A 17,948-nucleotide genomic window follows, 5' to 3' on the forward strand; every position below is an offset into this window, starting at 1 on the left:
TCTCTTTTTTGGATTCTTCTCGTTTTATTCTTTGTGGAACTCGGCGAGCAGATCGCGCTTGCACTCCCACAGTTTTTTGGAGAGGTCAACGTGAACTTCCTGCGGATTGACCAGTCGGCGGGACTCATCCCAGAGAGTTTCCTGTTCACGCTTGCAGTATTCACGGATGTCCATGACTTTCGGACTCTCATAGATGCACTCGCCGTTTTTAAATACCGGAACCAGCATTTCACGTGTGGTGTAGGTGCCCGGTGCAAGTCTGGTCTTTTTCCAGGTCTCCTGCGGATCGAAGAGCGTCAGCGGTTCGGTATCCGGGAAGGTCTCATCGGCAAAGCAGATGAGGTCCGCCACGATCTTTCCGGTGAATTTGTCATAGATTCGCTGAACGGTCTTGTTGCCCGGGTTGGTCACCTTCTCGGTGTTCTCGGACAGCTTGATCTTCGGCATCCACTCGCCGGTCTCGTCATCGCGGACGCCGGCCAGTTTGTATACGCCGCCGAAGGACGGGCAGTCCTTGGAGGTGATCAGGTTGGTTCCGACACCCCAGGAGGTGATCGCCGCACCCTGCATCTTCAGCGAGTTGATCAGATACTCATCGAGGTCGTTGGAAGCGGAGATGATTGCATCCGGAAAACCTGCCGCATCCAGCATTTTTCTTGCCTTTTTGGAGAGGTAGGCAAGGTCGCCGGAGTCGAGACGGATGCCGTAGCCCTTTAACGGAATGCCCTGCTCGCGCATCTCGCGGAATACCTGAATCGCGTTCGGAACGCCGGATTCGAGGGTGTCGTAAGTGTCGACCAGCAGAATACAGGCATTGGGATACATTTTCGCATAGTTGCGGAACGCGGTCAGTTCATCCGGGAAACTCATGATCCAACTGTGCGCATGGGTTCCCTTGACCGGAACGTCAAAGAGCTGTCCGGTCAGAACATTCGATGTTCCGACACAGCCGCCGATCATGGCCGCTCTTGCGCCGTATGTGCCGGCGTCCGGTCCCTGGGCTCTGCGGAGTCCGAATTCCATGATGCCGTCCCCCTGGGCAGCATGGACGATGCGGGCGGTTTTGGTCGCGATCAGAGACTGGTGGTTGATAATATTTAAGATGGCAGTCTCCATCAGCTGCGCCTGCATGATCGGGGCAATGACTTTTACCAGCGGTTCACGCGGAAATACAACGGATCCTTCCGGGATCGCGTAGATGTCGCCGGTAAAGCGGAAATCGCGAAGACTGTCGACAAATGCATCGTTGAAAATGTGTGTGCTCCGGAGGTACTCGATGTCCTCCTCATTGAATGTCAGGCCTTTGACATACTCAATGACCTGATCCAGTCCCGCAGCAATGGCAAATCCGTTGCCGTGCGGATTGACGCGATAAAAGGCGTCAAACACAACGGTGCGGTTTGCGTCTTTGATCTCGTGGTAACCCTGCATCATCGTCAGCTCATAGAGATCGGTGAGCAGAGTAAAGTGCCGTTTATCCATAACAGCTGTTCTCCTTCTACTTATCACTTCCTTGAAGTTTTAGCATTTTCTCACAGAAAGTGCTTGTGTCAGTATAACAAAATGCGGCAAAAAACACAATTGCCTGTTAAATAAATATCAAACAAGAAGTTCCAATTGTCTTGACAATTCAGAGAGCGGTTTATAAAATAAGAGAGAAAGACTGTGAAGGAGACAGTAGCACCGGCGGAACGCAAGAGAGAGACGGGGATGGTGGAAACCTGCCGCAAGTAAGCCGGATCGCGAAGATCACTCCGGAGTTGCCTGCTGAAATCACGCATGTTTCATTTTTCAGATGATTCGGAAAGATTCCGAAACTGTGTGACGCGTAAGCCTGGACGGTTACCCCCGTTAAACGGTGCGCATATGTTTGTATGCAGTAATAGGTGGTATAGCAAGAACTCTTGTCCTGTTACGGATGAGAGTTTTTTTTATATTATGGATGTGAGAGTGAGAAAAACCATTCCATTCGGTTCCATAACATAAAAGATCCTTTCCATCGATGACTGGGTACATGATCAATTTTTAGGAGGACACTATGTACAGCAAAGTCTCTGCGAACAGAAATTTCGTCGAGGAAGAGAAAAAGGTTCTCGAGTACTGGCAGGAGAATCATGTTTTCGAGAAGAGCATTGAAGAGCGGGAAGGAAATCCGACCTACATGTTCTACGACGGACCGCCGACCGCAAACGGCAAACCGCATATCGGTCACGTTCTGACCCGCGTAATCAAGGATATGATTCCGAGATACCGCACCATGAAGGGATATATGGTTCCGAGAAAGGCCGGCTGGGACACACACGGACTTCCGGTTGAGCTGGAAGTCGAGAAAGAGATCGGCATCGAGGGAAAAGACGAGATCGAGAAGTACGGAATTGAGCCGTTCATCAAAAAGTGCAAGGATTCCGTATGGAAGTACAAGGGGATGTGGGAGCAGTTCTCCGGAACCGTTGGTTTCTGGGCGGACATGGACAACCCGTATGTAACCTATTATGATGATTTCATCGAGTCCGAGTGGTGGGCACTCAAGACGATCTGGGACAAGGGCCTTCTCTACAAGGGATTCAAGGTTGTTCCGTACTGCCCGAGCTGCGGAACCCCGCTTTCCTCCCATGAGGTGGCACAGGGATATAAGACATTAAAAGAAAAATCCGCCATCGTCCGCTTTAAGGTGTCCGGCGAAGACGCTTACTTCCTTGCGTGGACGACCACACCGTGGACTCTTCCGTCCAACATCGCGCTCTGCGTAAACCCGGAGGAGACCTACGCGAAGGTTAAGGCAGCCGACGGATTTACCTATTATATGGCAAAGGCGCTTCTGGACAAGGTTCTCGGTTCTCTGGCAAAGGAAGAGGGCGAGAAGGCGTATGAGATCCTGGAAGAGATGAAGGGTATCGAGCTGGAACACAAGGAATACGAGCCGCTCTATCAGTGCGCTGCGGATTCCGTGGAGAAGCAGCACAAGAAGGCGTTCTTTGTATACTGCGACGATTATGTAACCATGACCGACGGTACCGGTATCGTTCATATCGCACCGGCATTCGGTGAAGACGATGCCCGTGTCGGAAGAAAATATGATGCTCCGTTTGTACAGATGGTGGATGACCACGGCTGCATGAGACCGGAGACGGGAAAATTTGCCGGCATGCGCTGCAAGCCGACCAAGGCAGAGATGGAGAAGGGCGCAGTCAGCGCCGACCCGGCGGTTCTCAAGGATCTCGCGGAGAGAGGAATTCTCTTCGATGCTCCGAAGTTCGAGCATGATTATCCGCACTGCTGGAGATGTGATACTCCGCTGATCTATTATGCACGCGAATCCTGGTTCATCAAGATGACGGCGGTCAAGGATGACCTGGTAGCCAACAACAAGAAGATCAACTGGATCCCGAAAACCATGGGAGAGGGAAGATTCGGAAACTGGCTGGAGAACATTCAGGACTGGGGTATCTCGAGAAACCGTTACTGGGGTACTCCGCTCAACATCTGGGAATGCCCGGACTGCGGACATCAGCTGTCGGTCGGCTCCAGAAAGGAACTTGCCGAGCTGACCGGAATCGCCGATGCGGAGAAGACCGAACTTCACCGTCCGTATGTCGATCAGTATGAGATCAAGTGCCCGGAGTGCGGCAAAATGATGCACCGCGTACCGGAAGTAATCGACTGCTGGTTTGACTCCGGCGCGATGCCGTACGCACAGCTTCACTACCCGTTTGAGAACAAGGAACTCTTTGAGAAGCAGTTCCCGGCTGAGTTCATTTCCGAGGCGGTGGACCAGACCAGAGGATGGTTCTACTCCCTGCATGCGGAGTCGACCCTTCTCTTCAATAAGCCGGCTTACAAGAACGTTCTGGTACTCGGACACGTTCTCGACAAGGACGGCAACAAGATGTCCAAGTCCAAGGGAAATGCAGTCGATCCGATGGAGGCGCTGGGCAAATTCGGCGCTGACGCGATCCGCTGGTACTTCTATACCAACTCCTCTCCGTGGCTGCCGAACCGTTTCCACGACAAGGCGGTTACCGAGGGTCAGAGAAAGTTCCTCGGAACGCTGTGGAATACCTATGCATTCTTCGTTCTGTATGCAAATATTGACGGCTTCAGCGCGCAGGATTACAAGCTGGAATACGACAAACTTCCGGTCATGGACCGCTGGCTCCTCTCCAAGCTGAACTCCATGGTCGGCGCTGTGGACAAGAATCTGGAGCAGTACAGGATTCCGGAGGCAGGAAAGGCACTGGAGGACTTTGTCGATGACATGTCCAACTGGTATGTCAGAAGATGCCGCTCAAGATTCTGGGGCAAGGGCATGGAGCAGGACAAGATCAATGCTTACATGACGCTGTATACCGCGCTTGTGACCACCGCAAAAGCGGCGGCTCCGATGGTTCCGTTCATGGCAGATGACATTTACCTGAACCTCGTGAAGAATCAGGATCCGACCGCGCCGATCAGCGTACATCTGTGCGATTTCCCGGCTGTGGACGAGAAGATGATCGACACGGAGCTCGAAGCACAGATGGATGAGGCTCTGAAGATCGTTGTGCTCGGCCGTGCGGGCAGAAATGAGTCCAACATGAAGAACCGTCAGCCGCTTGCCGAGATGTATGTCAAGGCGGAGCGTGAGCTTCCGGAGTATTTCTGCGAGATCATCCGTGAGGAGCTGAATGTCAAGAAGATCGAGTTCCGCGATGATGTGCGCGAGTACACGAATTATACCTTCAAGCCGCAGCTGAAGACGGTTGGCCCGAAGTACGGAAAACTCCTCGGAAAGATCAAAAAGAGCCTTGAGGAGCTCGACGGAAGTGCGGCGATGGATCAGCTGAACAGCGAAGGAAAGCTGACCTTTGACTATGACGGCGAGACGGTGGAGCTGACCAAGGAGGATCTCCTGATCGCAACCGCGCAGGTAGAAGGTTTTGTGACCGAGGCCGACAGCAAGGTTGTCGTCATCCTCTCCACGAAACTGACACCGGAGCTGATCGAGGAAGGCTTCATGCGTGAGCTTGTCAGCAAGATTCAGACGATGCGTAAGGAAGCCGGATTTGAGGTGACCGATCACATCTGTGTATATCAGGATGCCAATGAGAGGATTGCGCAGATCTTCCAGAAGTATTCTGATGAGATCAAACATGACGTTATGGCGGACCTTATCGTTCTCGGTGAGATGAAGGGCGTCGCGAAAGAGTGGGATATCAACGGCGAGAAGACCATGCTCGGCGTTGCGAAAGTTAACGGATAATTCGTATCAGGGGGGCGTTTTCATGCGCCTCCTTTGGTGCATCGGATCATGAGAACCGGATTTGCCCGGGGAGTAGTTTCGAGTTGCCGGGTAGGGAAGGGGATCAGCCTTATCAGGAAGGAGACGACGTAGGGTTATGCGTAAAATCAGCAAAGAAGCATTTCGTGCCAACATTGAGGAAGCTCTGAAAGTGAAATTCCGCCGCAGGATCGATGAGGCGACACCGCAAATGATCTATCACGCGGTGGCGTATGCCGTAAACGCTCTGATCGCAGACGACTGGATGGAGACACAGGAGGAACTTCGAAAAGAAAACGCCAAGCGCGTCTACTATCTGTCCATGGAATTCCTGATGGGCCGCGCACTCGGAAACAACATTCTGAATCTCGGTGCGCAGAAAGAGATTCGTGAGGTGCTGGATGAGATCGGCTTCGATCTGAATTCTATCGAGGACAAGGAGCCGGATCCGGCTCTCGGTAACGGCGGCCTCGGCCGTCTTGCCGCTTGCTTCCTGGATTCTCTGGCGACCCTCGGATATCCGGCGTACGGCTGCGGCATCCGCTACCGTTACGGTATGTTCCGTCAGAAAATCGTCGACGGATATCAGGTTGAGGCGCCGGATGACTGGCTGAAAGACGGATATCCGTTTGAACTTCGCCGGCCGGAATATGCGGTGGAGGTTCGTTTCGGCGGTTATGTCAACACTGAGTGGGTCGGCGGCAAGAGCATCTTTGTGCACGAGGGTTATCAGGCAGTGCGCGCGGTTCCGTATGACATGCCGATCGTCGGTTACGGAAACCATGTGGTGGATACGCTCCGGATCTGGGACGCAGAGCCGCTTGCCAAGTTCAATCTGGAGGCGTTTGACCGGGGGGATTACGTCGGCGCGGTGGAACAGCAGGATCTGGCCAAGAATCTGGTGGAGGTCCTCTATCCGAACGACAACCACTATGCCGGCAAGGAACTTCGGCTGAAACAGCAGTATTTCTTCGTGTCGGCTTCTCTCCAGACGGCTGTGAAGAAGTTTAAGGAGCACAACGACGACATTCACAGACTTCCGGACAAGGCGGTCTTTCAGATGAACGACACCCATCCGACGGTTGCGGTGGCGGAGCTGATGCGAATCCTTCTTGATGATGAGGGACTTGGTTGGGACGAGGCGTGGGAGATTACCTCGCACTGCTGCGCATATACAAATCACACGATCATGAACGAAGCATTGGAAAAATGGCCGCTGGAGCTGTTTGCGCGCCTTCTTCCGCGTGTATACCAGATCGTGGAGGAGATCAACCGCCGTTTCCTTCTGCAGGTGATGCAGAAATTCCCGGGGGATATGGATAAAGTCCGGAAGATGGCAATCATCAATGACGGACAGGTCAAGATGGCGCATCTGGCCATCGTGGCAGGCTTTTCGGTGAACGGTGTGGCGAGACTTCATACCGAGATTCTGAAGAATCAGGAACTGCATGATTTCTATGAGATGTTCCCGGAGAAGTTCAACAACAAGACCAATGGCATTACCCAGAGGAGATTCCTTCTTCACGCAAACCCGCTTCTTGCTGACTGGTGCACAAAGAAAGTGGGAGACGGGTGGATCACCGATCTCTCCAAACTGAAAGGACTGATTCCGTACGCCGACGATCCGGCGGCGCGGGAGGAGTTCCTGAAGATCAAGTATGAGAACAAGGTTCGCCTTGCGGAGTATATCCGGAAACACAACGGCATCGAGGTGGATCCGAATTCGATCTTTGATGTTCAGGTGAAACGCCTCCATGAATACAAGAGACAGCTTCTGAACATCCTGAATGTCATTTATCTGTACAATCAGCTGAAGGACAACCCGGAGATGGAATTTGTTCCGAGAACCTTTATCTTCGGAGCGAAGGCGGCTGCGGGATATGCCATTGCCAAGGAGACGATCAAACTGATCAACTCGGTGGCGGATATTGTGAACAATGACCCGGCCATCGCGGGACGGATCAGGGTTGTCTTCATCGAGGATTACCGTGTGAGTAATGCGGAACTTCTCTTTGCGGCGGCGGATATCTCCGAGCAGATTTCCACCGCAAGCAAGGAGGCGTCGGGCACCGGCAATATGAAATTCATGCTGAACGGTGCGCTGACACTCGGAACCATGGACGGAGCAAATGTTGAGATTGTCGAAGAAGTGGGCAGTGAGAATGCATTTATCTTCGGACTTTCCGCACAGGAAGTCATCGAACTTGAACACAACGGTTCCTATGATCCGAAGCTGATCTTTAACGACAATGCCGATATCCGCCGCGTTCTGATGCAGCTGATCAACGGAACATTCTCGCCGAGAAATCCGGAACAGTTCCGCAGAATCTACAACTCGCTGTTGAGTTCCAACGGCGGCAATCCGGCAGACCGGTTCTTCATTCTGAAGGATTTCCGGTCCTATGATCAGGCGAGACGGTTTGCGGCGGAAAAGTATAAGGACAGGGACTGGTGGGCGAGAGCCGCGATTCTCAACATCGCTCATTCCGGAAAGTTCTCTTCGGACCGGACCATTGAAGAATATGTACAGGATATCTGGCATCTGAAGAAGCTGGAGATTCCGTGCGAGTAAGGAGGAAAGTACATTGGCCGGCTGCAGTATTATTCTGGTGCTGTGTGTTGTTATGCCGATCTTGTTTGCGGTGTTTGCCATCGCATTCGGCACGATGGCTGCGTCCCTCGTGATGACGATCGGCTGTGCAGCCGCTCTTTACTTTTTGAAAAAGAAAGGGTATTTTGAGAAGTATCGAAATGATGAGGACGAGCTGAAGCGATTCTTTGCCATGGCGGTGAAGATCGTCCTCATCCTGCTTCTCGTTATCAATGCGGTGGTGTTTGCCGCGATGAGCATTGCCATGATCGCGCTGTTTGCGTGAGATGGTCTGCAATGAAAAAAACAGAGAGAGAGCCCCGTGTGCCGGTAACGGTACGCGGGGCTTTTGCTGTGAAAGAACAAATTCTGAGATAAGCTTTGCCATGGAGGAAACTCCCAATTTTGACTTGAAAATATTGTAAATATTCGTTATTGTTAAAATATTGCGAATAATTATGCACAGTGTGCCGGATCAGACGGCGATCAATCAGGTAGAGAACGATGCGTGGATTCATTAAAAAAATCAGGACCAGTCCGGTATTCCGCCGGATCCTTCTTTTGCTGTCCGCGATGACAGTCATCATGTTTGGAATCAACTTTTTCTTTTTAAAGTCTCTTCTTGCAAAAGAATACAATGAGAGGACCGAAGATGCACTGAACGACATTCTGGTCACTGCGGACGAATTCATCGCCCAGAATCTTCTGTCGGAGGGGCAGGCCATGCAGCAGACCATGTGGAACGATACCATGACCGAGGCCATTCTGCTTGCGGATGAAATGAGTCCGTATCAAAAACAGGAGATCGCGAAAATTCTCTCGAATTATGAAAGAGAACACACGATCGCAGCAAGAACCTGGCTCTTTACCTATCCCAATGATATGTGCTACGGATCCGACGGAACCGTCTGCGCCATCGGAGAGTCACCGGCGGCGCAGTTTTTTCCGGAATACAATGATTCTGCTATGGGAAAAACCTTGAGGGGAAAAGGAATCGCCACCACAGTCTGCACAAACAACGGGCGCGCAGCGTTATGGCAGGATTTTCCAACGCCCGAGAGAAACGGGGCACTGGTGGTGGAGCTGAACGAGGAGGCCTTGCTGGAACCGGTTCGCGCGGCGATCGAAGAGAGTGAGGATTTTCTGGAGGTGTGGGACGGCAGCGGGCACATACTGAGTGTTCTGGGAGCAATTGACGGAACACTTCCCGAGAGACAGACCCTGACCGGACAGACCGGGTGGATCTACAGTATACGGCAGAGCAGCGACACATCCGGGATTTCCGCAGAATATGTGATCCGGATGATCGGTTTTTGGATCATCCTTTTTGCGGTGATCGGCATGACGGTGGTGCCGGTCATATCCGGCTGGATCTACCGGCCGATCGGAACACTCAGCAGGGCGGTGCTGAAAGAACCGGATAAGGGAAATGAGCTGGATCTTGTCCGGACCGTCTATGAGGATACGGTGAAAGAAAAACGGAATCTGGCCGACAAGGTTTCGGAGATGGCGCCGTTTGTCCGGGAAAGACTTTACGGAGGACTGCTTCGGGGCCGTGAGTATGATGCGGAATATCTGAGAGAGCGGCTGGCATTTCTGGAGAGTCCGTTCCGTATGGAATATGTTTTCCGGGTCATCATGGCGGCACCGGAAAACCGGGATGAACCAACCGCAGAGGAGAAGATGAGCTCTCTTTACCGATACTTTGGAAGCGGAAGAAGCGACGACGGCACAATCTGCAGGGAGGGATTTTTAACCGATGATTATATTCTGGTGATCATCATGGGCTGTCCGAAGACCGTATCGGTTTCGGCTGTCAAAAAGGAGGAAAACCGTCTCACGGAATCGCTTTTGGAGGCTTACGCGGGAGAGAAGACAAAGGCAAAACTTATTGTGAGCCACGGGGGAAGTTACGTCGGCATCGAGAATTTGAATTATTCTTACGCGGATGCCCGGGAAGAATTAAACTACAGAATCTATAACAAGACCGATTCCGACTGTGCGGACCGCTGCGATGATTCAATCCGGCTGCGCAGCGTGAGAGTGGCGAAGGCAGCGGCGGAAGGCGATGTGGAAAGTGCAAAAACCATGCTGGGGGGATATATTTCCGACGTGTCGGACCCGGATGAGGGAATGATGTTTGTCGATACGCTGATGGGTGAACTTCTGGCCAATGGAGTAAAGTCCGACGATATGGAGAAACTGAATGTCTGCTACCACCGGATGGAACGTCAGGACACGGAGACGGGGGCGGAGCAGATCCGGAGAATTCTCGAAGAAGCGGGGATGTTTGCTATTCAGATTCTCTCGGACGGAAGGCAGAAAAATCAGAACAAGTATGTGATCCGGGCAAAGGAATATCTGCAGGAACACTACAGCGACCGGACACTTTCCCAGGACGCGGTTGCCCAGAATCTTGGCATTAACAGTGCATATCTGAGCCGGCTTTTCAAGGAATACAACGACACAAGCTTTGTGAATTATCTGAACGGCTGCCGTGTCAGTGAGAGTATGAAAATGCTGTCGGAATCCAGCGTGTCGGTCGAGGAGATCGGATTCCGGTGCGGTTTTAATTCGGTTCAGAACTATACAAGGGTCTTCAAAAAGATAAACGGAATGACTCCGGGGGCTTACCGGAAACAAATGACGGAGGCGGACCCGGCGTGAGGGTTTAAGCCGGAGAGGAAATCTGTTTTTTACCGGCAGCTGCGATATCGGCGAGGAATCATCCGGCGTCTGCCGGAGCCAGGAGGAGAATATGAGAAACAGATTATTTGCATGGCTTATTTGCCTTGTTTTAACCGCGACAGGCGGCTGTGGCAAAAGTGACCGTTTCGACACGGCTCAGACATCGGCTCCGGAAAAGCAGGAAACCGGAGCAAAAGAACCGGTTTTCCGCTTTGGCATCGGTTTCTCCGGTGATGGATACGCCGTCTTTTTGAAAGACTGGAAAGAGAAAGTGTTTCAGGAAACCGGAGGGGATGTCGAACTGGAACTTTTTGGCGGTAATATTCTGGGGGCCGGTTCTGCGATGTGCCGTGCAGTGCAAAAGGGAACGCTCACGGTTGTCGCATCCAGCACATCGGCCACGACGGATATTGTTCCGGAGGCGGCGATTATGGATATTCCCGGCTGCTTTCCGGCGTACAGTGTTCCGCACAGGGTCTATTCGGGAGAGTTCTTTGAAAAACTGAATGAATTCTATGAGGCACAGGGACTTGAACTGCTGGGACTGCGGACGGGAGAACCGTGGATCATCTCTTCCGGCAGGAAGACGGAGCGTCTGTCGGAACTTCGCGGGATGACGGTCCGTACTTCGGGAAGCCGGTGGCACAACCGTCTCTATGATGCGCTGGGGATGAAACGGGTTGAGGATATCAGCCTTGGCGGACTGACGTATCTGCTGGATGACGGGAAAGTGGATGGGATTGAGACGACCTATGAGATTCTGCGCACACAGGGACTGGTTGAGAAGCAGCCCTACGGACTTAATGTCCCGTTTTTTCATATGAGCAGTTCGATTACGATGAACCTTGAGGCGTATGAATCGCTCCCCGATGAATACCGGAAGGTGTTAAAAAACACACTTCTGGAACTGATGACGAAAGAGGAGGAAAGAATGGCCGAAACCGTTCCGGATGGCATGGAATTTGTCTCGTTTGGCCGGGAAGACATGGAAACGCTGAAAGAGGCGGCGGAGCCGATCCGAAAGGAGATTCTGGATCTTGTGGATGAGGAACTGAAAGAAGCATTTCTGAAGGAAAATGCGGGCAGAGAATAATTTTTGGAATCCTGAACATTTTTTTACATATTGCGAAAAAACGCTAATTTCGGGCAAAATCTTTGTCTGTGAAAAGAATAAAATTGCCGTTAAGATGTCCTCGTTGAGATTAACCATCAAAGGAGGACATTTTTTATGTTTAACGAAAAAGGGAAAGACGGGAAGCGAAAAGTTTTTCTGACAGCAACGACGGCAGCGATGGTACTCGGACTTGCAGCCTGCGGCTCCGGCAGCGGAGTCCGGAACACAGAGGAGGCAAAGTCAACGGAGAGTGTTCAGGAAACCGCAGCAGCGAATGCGGCACCGGACATGGATCATGTCAGGAGCATTCAGGCATACACCGACGGTACGTTGTACGGAACCGGTCTTGTGGAAGTGGAAATCACATATGACGATGGCGTTGATCTCTCAAAGATTACGCCGGACAGTTATGTGCTGGAGGACAGAGGATCGCTCAATCCGGAATATGGACAGATTTTGATTGACAATGTGGCGGTAAACGGTCAGGTTGTCACATTGAAGGTATCCGGTGCAAGTCAGGCGACGGCAGCGAATAAACTCGTTTATTCAGGTGACGCAAAAGAAGGAAACCGCGAACGCAATGCGTTCGGAATCTACTGCACGGGAGACTGGTACCGCGATGAAAACGGTGCGATTCACTACGGTAAGGAAAACTCCGGAGAGTATCTTGCGAATGAAACAAAGATGGGGTATCAGGCAAGACATTCGCTGGAACTGAAACTTCGCCATGCGGGAGAGCCGGCGGAAGAGGCGGAGTGCCTGGCAGATGAAAAGGGTGAGTACAATTCCGGATCAAAGTGGCTCAGGACCGTTGACCGCCAGTTTGGAGAAAAAGGATTTAAAGATCTCTATGATCTGAAGATTCCTTCTACGGGTGCGGATGCGTCCGACGGAACCGGAGATCCGTATGTTCAGGGATACTATTATGTTCCGGAGAACTATAAACCGGAAAACGGCATCATTTTTACCCTTCAGGGTCAGGGGATTTCGTATTGGAAGCTGGCCGACGGATGTGACGACAAAGGAACCGGCATCAAGTATGATACCGCAACGACATCCTGGGCGGATACGGGCGCGATTGTGGTGAATATTCATGACCGGTCCACAGCCAGTCACGGCGGTTATGAGGAGAAATACGATTTTGTGACGGATGACGTCAACGTAATGAAGTACTTTATAGATACCTATAAGATTACCGGAAATATTGCCATTCAGGGGAATTCGCGCGGTACCATGGCGAGCGATGCGGTGATCAAGGCACTGGCCGGCGCAAAGTATAATCCGGCACAGCAGGGCGCAGGATGGGAAGGTGAGCTGACTTACGAACTGGATAAGTCGGTATATGACTTTGACATTGACTGCTATATCTGTCAGAACGGCACATTCGGCGGCAATATCGGCAACACGGGACTTCCCCAGTTTAACGATGACGCATGGGAGAAGGTTGCGGCTACCGGACTGAAAGTATGGGCATTTGACGGCGAGCAGGACACCAACAACATAGAGACTGTTGCCCGATATAAGGAAGAACTGAAAAAAGCGGGCCGATCCGACGCCTGGATTGAAGAAAATGTCCGTCTCACCGGCTATACCTCCGACATTTTCTATGCATGGGGCGAGACCGATCACTCCGTAACCAGAATGAACGGCTGGTATTTTGATGATCAGGCATACTACGGGCCGGATCTTACCATCGATGAGAACGGAGAAATTCAGTACAACACGAAGCTGAAAGACGGCGACACGTATGTACTCCCGGCTAGAGGCAAGGCCGCCGACAGCAGTAAGAAGGGATATGAGTATAAAATTTATGATGATCTGTTCCATGACTGGGCACTGATTCCGGCTGAGCAGTAAAAGAAACGGAACGGAGGATGAGAAATCATGTCTAAGTTGAGCAGAAGGGGACTTGCGGCGATCATCGCCGCAGTCCTGATTACGGTCGGATTCTGTATGGCAAAGTACGCGGAATCCGGAGCGGGTATGGTGGACGTCAGACGAACGGAATTCATGACGTCCGATGGGCACAGAATGAGCGCAAAACTGTATATACCAGAGAATGCCACGGCGGATGATCCGGCTCCTGCCATTCTGGCTGCGCCGGGCGGAAACGCCAATCTGGAAAACCTGAGTGATCCATGCATTGAGCTGTCGAGAAGAGGCTTTGTGGTTATGGCTTTTGATCCATATACCATCGGCCGTTCCGATTCGGTGAGCGCTCCCGACAACGGAGCCAGAGAAGCGATGAAGTATATGAGGTCGCTTGCGTTTGTCGACAATGAAAATATCGGTGCATTCGGTCATTCCGCCGGCACCGGGAGAGCCAGATGGGCGGTTACCGACGACGGGGAGCAGAAACACGTCGCAGAAGGAATAAAGGCAGTGTTCTATCTGGCAGCGGGACAATTTGACCTGGAGGGCGTCAATCACGGAATATATATCGGCAGTTGGGATAATACGTATCCGGCGGGAGGCGCGCATCTTTCAGCAAGAGAGCTGGATACGGCGGAGAGTTTTACGACGGCACTCGGTGTAGATCGAATCGAATTTGGAAAATGGTACGGAGACCTGACCGAGGGCAATGCGAGAGTGTTCTACACCGGTAATTCCGGACATCCCAGCGCTCTGGTTTTGCCTCAGCCGATCCTGATCATGACGGACTTCTTCTCCCAGGCCCTTCATGCGCCGCTTCTGGAGGCAAAAGGACTGATCTATCCGTGGAAGGAGTTCGGAACCGCGCTGGGAATCATCGGTATTCTGATGATGATGTTTCCGGTGCTGTCCATTCTCTTTGATATGCCGTTTTTCGAGAGCGTGAAAAGACCGATGCCGGAACCGGTGTCCGGAGTGAATGCACCGTTCCTGTTTTACTGTATCATGCCGGCGGTCATTAACACCCTTCTGTGCAAGTGGGCAATATACAACGGGCAGAATTTTCTTGGAGGATTCAACAGAGTTCTTCGTATCAACAACACCAACGGATTTGTATTCTGGTTTGCCTGCAGCGCAATGCTGACGGTAGTAATTCTCGCGATCCGATTTCGATGGGACGGAACCATTGACAGAGAAAGGATCCTGACGCACGCAAAAACCACATGGCCCAATTTCTTCAAGTCGCTGCTTCTGGGAGTGATGGCGGTCGGAGTGGTGTTTGGACTTACTTATCTTGCAGAGGTTTTGTTCGGACTTGATCCAAGAATCTGGAAGGTTCAGCTGAACACGCTGGATGCGAGACGGATCGGTGTATTCCTGACGTATTTTCCGCTGTATCTGCTGTTTTTCGGCGTGTTTAATTTCAGCCAGACCATCGGCCTTAAGATAAAGGGACAGTCGGAAGGCCGGTTTACCTTCCTCGTATGGCTGACCAGCACCATTCCATCGGCGGCATTTCTGATCTATGCATACGGGAAACTGTGGATTACAGGTTACACCGCCATCACCAATGTTCAGATGTCCCGGGCCAACGGAACTCTGCTGAACACGATTTTAACCTATTTTATCACCTGTAAAGTCACGACCTTTTGCTATAAAAAGACCGGCGGTTATCACACCGGAGCGGTGATCAATGCCATACTCATGACCTGGACGGCAGTGGCGGCCGACATCATTCTTGCGGTATAACCGCGGTGTTGACGGCCGGGTTTTGTACCGCTTTGCATACTTGCAATTAACGCCCCTTTAATTTACAATGAAAAAAGAATTTTCACTTAAGTTATCAGATTCTTTTCTGATGAACCGGAGGGCATGAGATGTACAGACAGGCGCCAATGCGAAAACCGAACAGGAGATATATCCCGGTGGCAGCGGCGGCCTGTCTTTTTGCGCTTTCTGCGGCTCTTTACGGTTCATGGATCTTTTCTCCGAAGCAGCAGGCGGAGAGGGCGGTCCGGGAGTATTACACCTATTCTGCGGAAAAGCCCGTTCCGGATTTTCTCCGCGGGGAGGAAGGCGCTCAGCGAGTGTTCGTCCGCGGGGTGGAACTGGAGGAGGATCCGTCTTCTGACGGCACGGAGACGGGCCAAGAGTCATCCTACCGGTATCGGGCCGAATATACGGTGGCGCTGGAAAAGGGAAATCACACGGTGACGCCGCTGATTGAGAAAACCGCATCCGGACGTGTTGTGACGGGAGAGAATCGGAAACAGTGGACGGTGGCGGAAATGCTGCCGGCTGAAATATCGTGAAATATGGAATGATCTGTTTCGTGAAATGCGGAACGGCATGTTTCCGGAATGAAAAGGGGGAAAACCATGAAATCTCTGGAAGAGAGATATCTGTACCGTCTTGCGGAATTGTATCCGACGATTGCGTCCGTCTCGACGGAAATCATCAATCTGAATTCGATACTGAACCTTCCGAAGGGAACCGAGAACTTCCTGACGGATGTTCACGGAGAATATGAGGCGTTCAATCATGTGCTGAAGAACGGCTCCGGATCGGTTCGGCGCAAGATCGACGACGTGTTCGGCAACACACTCAGCAAGAACGATAAACAGTCGCTGGCGACGCTGATCTATTATCCTGCGGAGAAAATGCGCCTGATTCTTCAGAATGAGCCGAATCCGGATGACTGGTTCAAGATCACGCTCTACCGGCTGATCGCCATCGCCAGACGATCCACCAGCAAATACACCAGAAGCAAGGTGAGAAAGGCTCTCCCGAAGGAATTTGCCTATATCATGGAAGAGCTTCTTTCCGAGCAGAGCGGCGTTATGGATAAAGAAGATTACTATGACGCGATCATTTCCACGATCATCAAGGTCAAGAGAGCGAGAGAGTTCATCATCGCGCTGAGCGAGCTGATCCAGCGTCTGGTCATCGATCATCTTCATCTTGTGGGAGATATCTATGACCGAGGCCCGGGCCCGCATATCATCATGGACAAACTGATGAACTATCACTCCGTCGACATTCAGTGGGGAAACCACGATGTGCTCTGGATGGGGGCGGCGGCCGGTCAGGTCGGATGCATCTGCAACGTCATTCGAATCTGCGCGCGTTACGGCAACATGGACATCCTTGAGGACGGCTACGGCATCAATATGCTGCCGCTGGCGACGTACGCGAATACTTATTATTCGGATGATCCGTGCAAGTGTTTTGCCCTGAAGGCGGACAATACGAATAATCCGCAGGAACATGATCTCAATCAGCGGATTCACAAGGCGGTATCCATTCTGCAGTGGAAGGCGGAGGGACAGATCATCAAACGCCATCCGGAATTCCATATGGATGACCGGAACCTTCTTCACCGCGTGAATTTTGAGGACGGAACCATCGAGTATGAGGGCAGGAAGCTGAAAATGCTGGACTGCCGTTTTCCGACCGTGGATCCGAAGGATCCGTACGCATTTACCGATGAGGAGAAGGACATCATCGATCGTCTGGTGCATGCGTTCCGCGGCTGCGATAAACTTCAGCAGCACATGAAGTTCCTTCTGGCAAAGGGTTCCCTCTACAAGGTTTACAACGGCAATCTCCTGTATCACGGATGCGTTCCGCTGAATCCGGACGGTTCCTTTATGGTGGTGGAGATTGCCGGACAGCGGTATAAGGGAAAAGCACTCTATGATGTGCTGGAAAATTATATCCGCAAGGGTTTTGTCGCCGGCACGAAGGAAGAGCGGGAGCTTGGCCGGGATCTGATGTGGTGGATCTGGCTGAATCCGGGATCTCCGCTGTTCGGAAAGACAAAGATGGCTACCTTTGAGCGGTATTATCTCGCGGAGAAGGACACGCACGAGGAGAAGAAGAACCCGTATTATAAGCTCTACGAGAAGGAAGAAGTGGTGGATATGATCCTGCGCGAATTCGGACTGGATCCGGCGGGAGCGCATATCATCAACGGCCATGTTCCGGTCAAGACGATGAAGGGGGAGAGTCCGATCAAGTGCGGCGGAAAGCTTCTCGTCATCGACGGCGGATTCTCCAAGGCATATCAGAAGGAGACCGGAATTGCCGGATATACACTGATCTACAATTCCTACGGACTGATCCTTGCGGCGCACGATCCGTTTGAATCGACGGAGGCGGCGATCGCCAATGAGAGCGACATCCATTCGGACCGCCGGATCGTGGCGAGGGTGGATCACCGTCAGCGCGTGAGCGATACCGATATAGGACGGGATCTGAAGGACAAGATAAAAGATCTGGAAGAACTGCTTGCGGCATACCGGAGCGGCGCAATTCCGGAGCGGTATACAATGAAATAACAGTAATAAAAAAACAGGCACATCACAGAAATCTGCGTTGTGCCTGTTTTTCGTTCTTTTTTTGAGACGGATGAACGAATCATCCGC

The 17,948-nt window shown here is 51.8% G+C and carries 10 protein-coding genes; 9 read left to right on the plus strand and 1 reads right to left on the minus strand.

Annotation, left to right across the window (positions count from 1 at the left end):
• Positions 1–24 precede the first annotated feature (24 nt).
• A complete protein-coding gene (locus tag BMW41_RS05665; RefSeq protein WP_074649245.1) occupies positions 25–1,482 on the minus strand; it encodes a nicotinate phosphoribosyltransferase in 1,458 nt (485 codons plus the stop codon).
• A 556-nt stretch (positions 1,483–2,038) separates the two neighbouring features.
• Here BMW41_RS05665 and ileS point away from each other — a divergent pair.
• The 9 genes from ileS (at position 2,039) to BMW41_RS05710 (ending at position 17,861) form a co-directional block, all read left to right on the plus strand.
• Complete coding sequence (ileS, locus tag BMW41_RS05670; RefSeq protein WP_074649246.1) at positions 2,039–5,239, plus strand: isoleucine--tRNA ligase; 3,201 nt, start codon at positions 2,039–2,041, stop codon at positions 5,237–5,239.
• A gap of 136 nt (positions 5,240–5,375) precedes the next feature.
• Positions 5,376–7,829, plus strand: a complete 2,454-nt coding sequence (locus BMW41_RS05675) for a glycogen/starch/alpha-glucan phosphorylase (protein WP_074649247.1) — start codon at positions 5,376–5,378, stop codon at positions 7,827–7,829.
• A gap of 13 nt (positions 7,830–7,842) precedes the next feature.
• Positions 7,843–8,133, plus strand: a complete 291-nt coding sequence (locus BMW41_RS05680; protein WP_031474619.1) for a hypothetical protein — start codon at positions 7,843–7,845, stop codon at positions 8,131–8,133.
• A 299-nt stretch (positions 8,134–8,432) separates the two neighbouring features.
• Entirely contained in the window at positions 8,433–10,514 is a 2,082-nt protein-coding gene (locus tag BMW41_RS05685) for a helix-turn-helix domain-containing protein (protein WP_207646869.1), read from the plus strand.
• Positions 10,515–10,605: 91 nt separating this feature from the next.
• Entirely contained in the window at positions 10,606–11,628 is a 1,023-nt protein-coding gene (locus BMW41_RS05690) for a TRAP transporter substrate-binding protein (RefSeq protein WP_074649249.1), read from the plus strand.
• Positions 11,629–11,763: 135 nt separating this feature from the next.
• Entirely contained in the window at positions 11,764–13,506 is a 1,743-nt protein-coding gene (locus BMW41_RS05695; RefSeq protein ID WP_074649250.1) for a hypothetical protein, read from the plus strand.
• Between the two features lie 27 nt (positions 13,507–13,533).
• Entirely contained in the window at positions 13,534–15,270 is a 1,737-nt protein-coding gene (locus BMW41_RS05700) for an alpha/beta hydrolase (protein WP_074649251.1), read from the plus strand.
• A gap of 128 nt (positions 15,271–15,398) precedes the next feature.
• Complete coding sequence (locus BMW41_RS05705; RefSeq protein ID WP_074649252.1) at positions 15,399–15,833, plus strand: hypothetical protein; 435 nt, start codon at positions 15,399–15,401, stop codon at positions 15,831–15,833.
• A gap of 66 nt (positions 15,834–15,899) precedes the next feature.
• Positions 15,900–17,861 (plus strand): fructose-1,6-bisphosphatase, encoded by a 1,962-nt coding sequence (locus BMW41_RS05710; protein WP_074649253.1) that lies wholly within the window; start codon positions 15,900–15,902, stop codon positions 17,859–17,861.
• The last annotated feature ends 87 nt before the right edge of the window (positions 17,862–17,948 follow it).

Source organism: [Clostridium] aminophilum (assembly GCF_900101295.1).
GTDB classification, from domain to species: domain Bacteria; phylum Bacillota; class Clostridia; order Lachnospirales; family Lachnospiraceae; genus Clostridium_R; species Clostridium_R aminophilum_A.

Bases quoted from the DNA above. Each gene is read 5' to 3' on its own strand.
- BMW41_RS05705 (WP_074649252.1), top strand. From the start codon at position 15,399: ATGTACAGACAGGCGCCAATGCGAAAACCGAACAGGAGATATATCCCG.
- BMW41_RS05690 (WP_074649249.1), top strand. From the start codon at position 10,606: ATGAGAAACAGATTATTTGCATGGCTTATTTGCCTTGTTTTAACCGCG.
- BMW41_RS05665 (WP_074649245.1), bottom strand. From the start codon at position 1,482: ATGGATAAACGGCACTTTACTCTGCTCACCGATCTCTATGAGCTGACG.
- BMW41_RS05675 (WP_074649247.1), top strand. From the start codon at position 5,376: ATGCGTAAAATCAGCAAAGAAGCATTTCGTGCCAACATTGAGGAAGCT.
- BMW41_RS05700 (WP_074649251.1), top strand. From the start codon at position 13,534: ATGTCTAAGTTGAGCAGAAGGGGACTTGCGGCGATCATCGCCGCAGTC.
- BMW41_RS05710 (WP_074649253.1), top strand. From the start codon at position 15,900: ATGAAATCTCTGGAAGAGAGATATCTGTACCGTCTTGCGGAATTGTAT.
- BMW41_RS05685 (WP_207646869.1), top strand. From the start codon at position 8,433: ATGTTTGGAATCAACTTTTTCTTTTTAAAGTCTCTTCTTGCAAAAGAA.
- BMW41_RS05695 (WP_074649250.1), top strand. From the start codon at position 11,764: ATGTTTAACGAAAAAGGGAAAGACGGGAAGCGAAAAGTTTTTCTGACA.
- ileS (WP_074649246.1), top strand. From the start codon at position 2,039: ATGTACAGCAAAGTCTCTGCGAACAGAAATTTCGTCGAGGAAGAGAAA.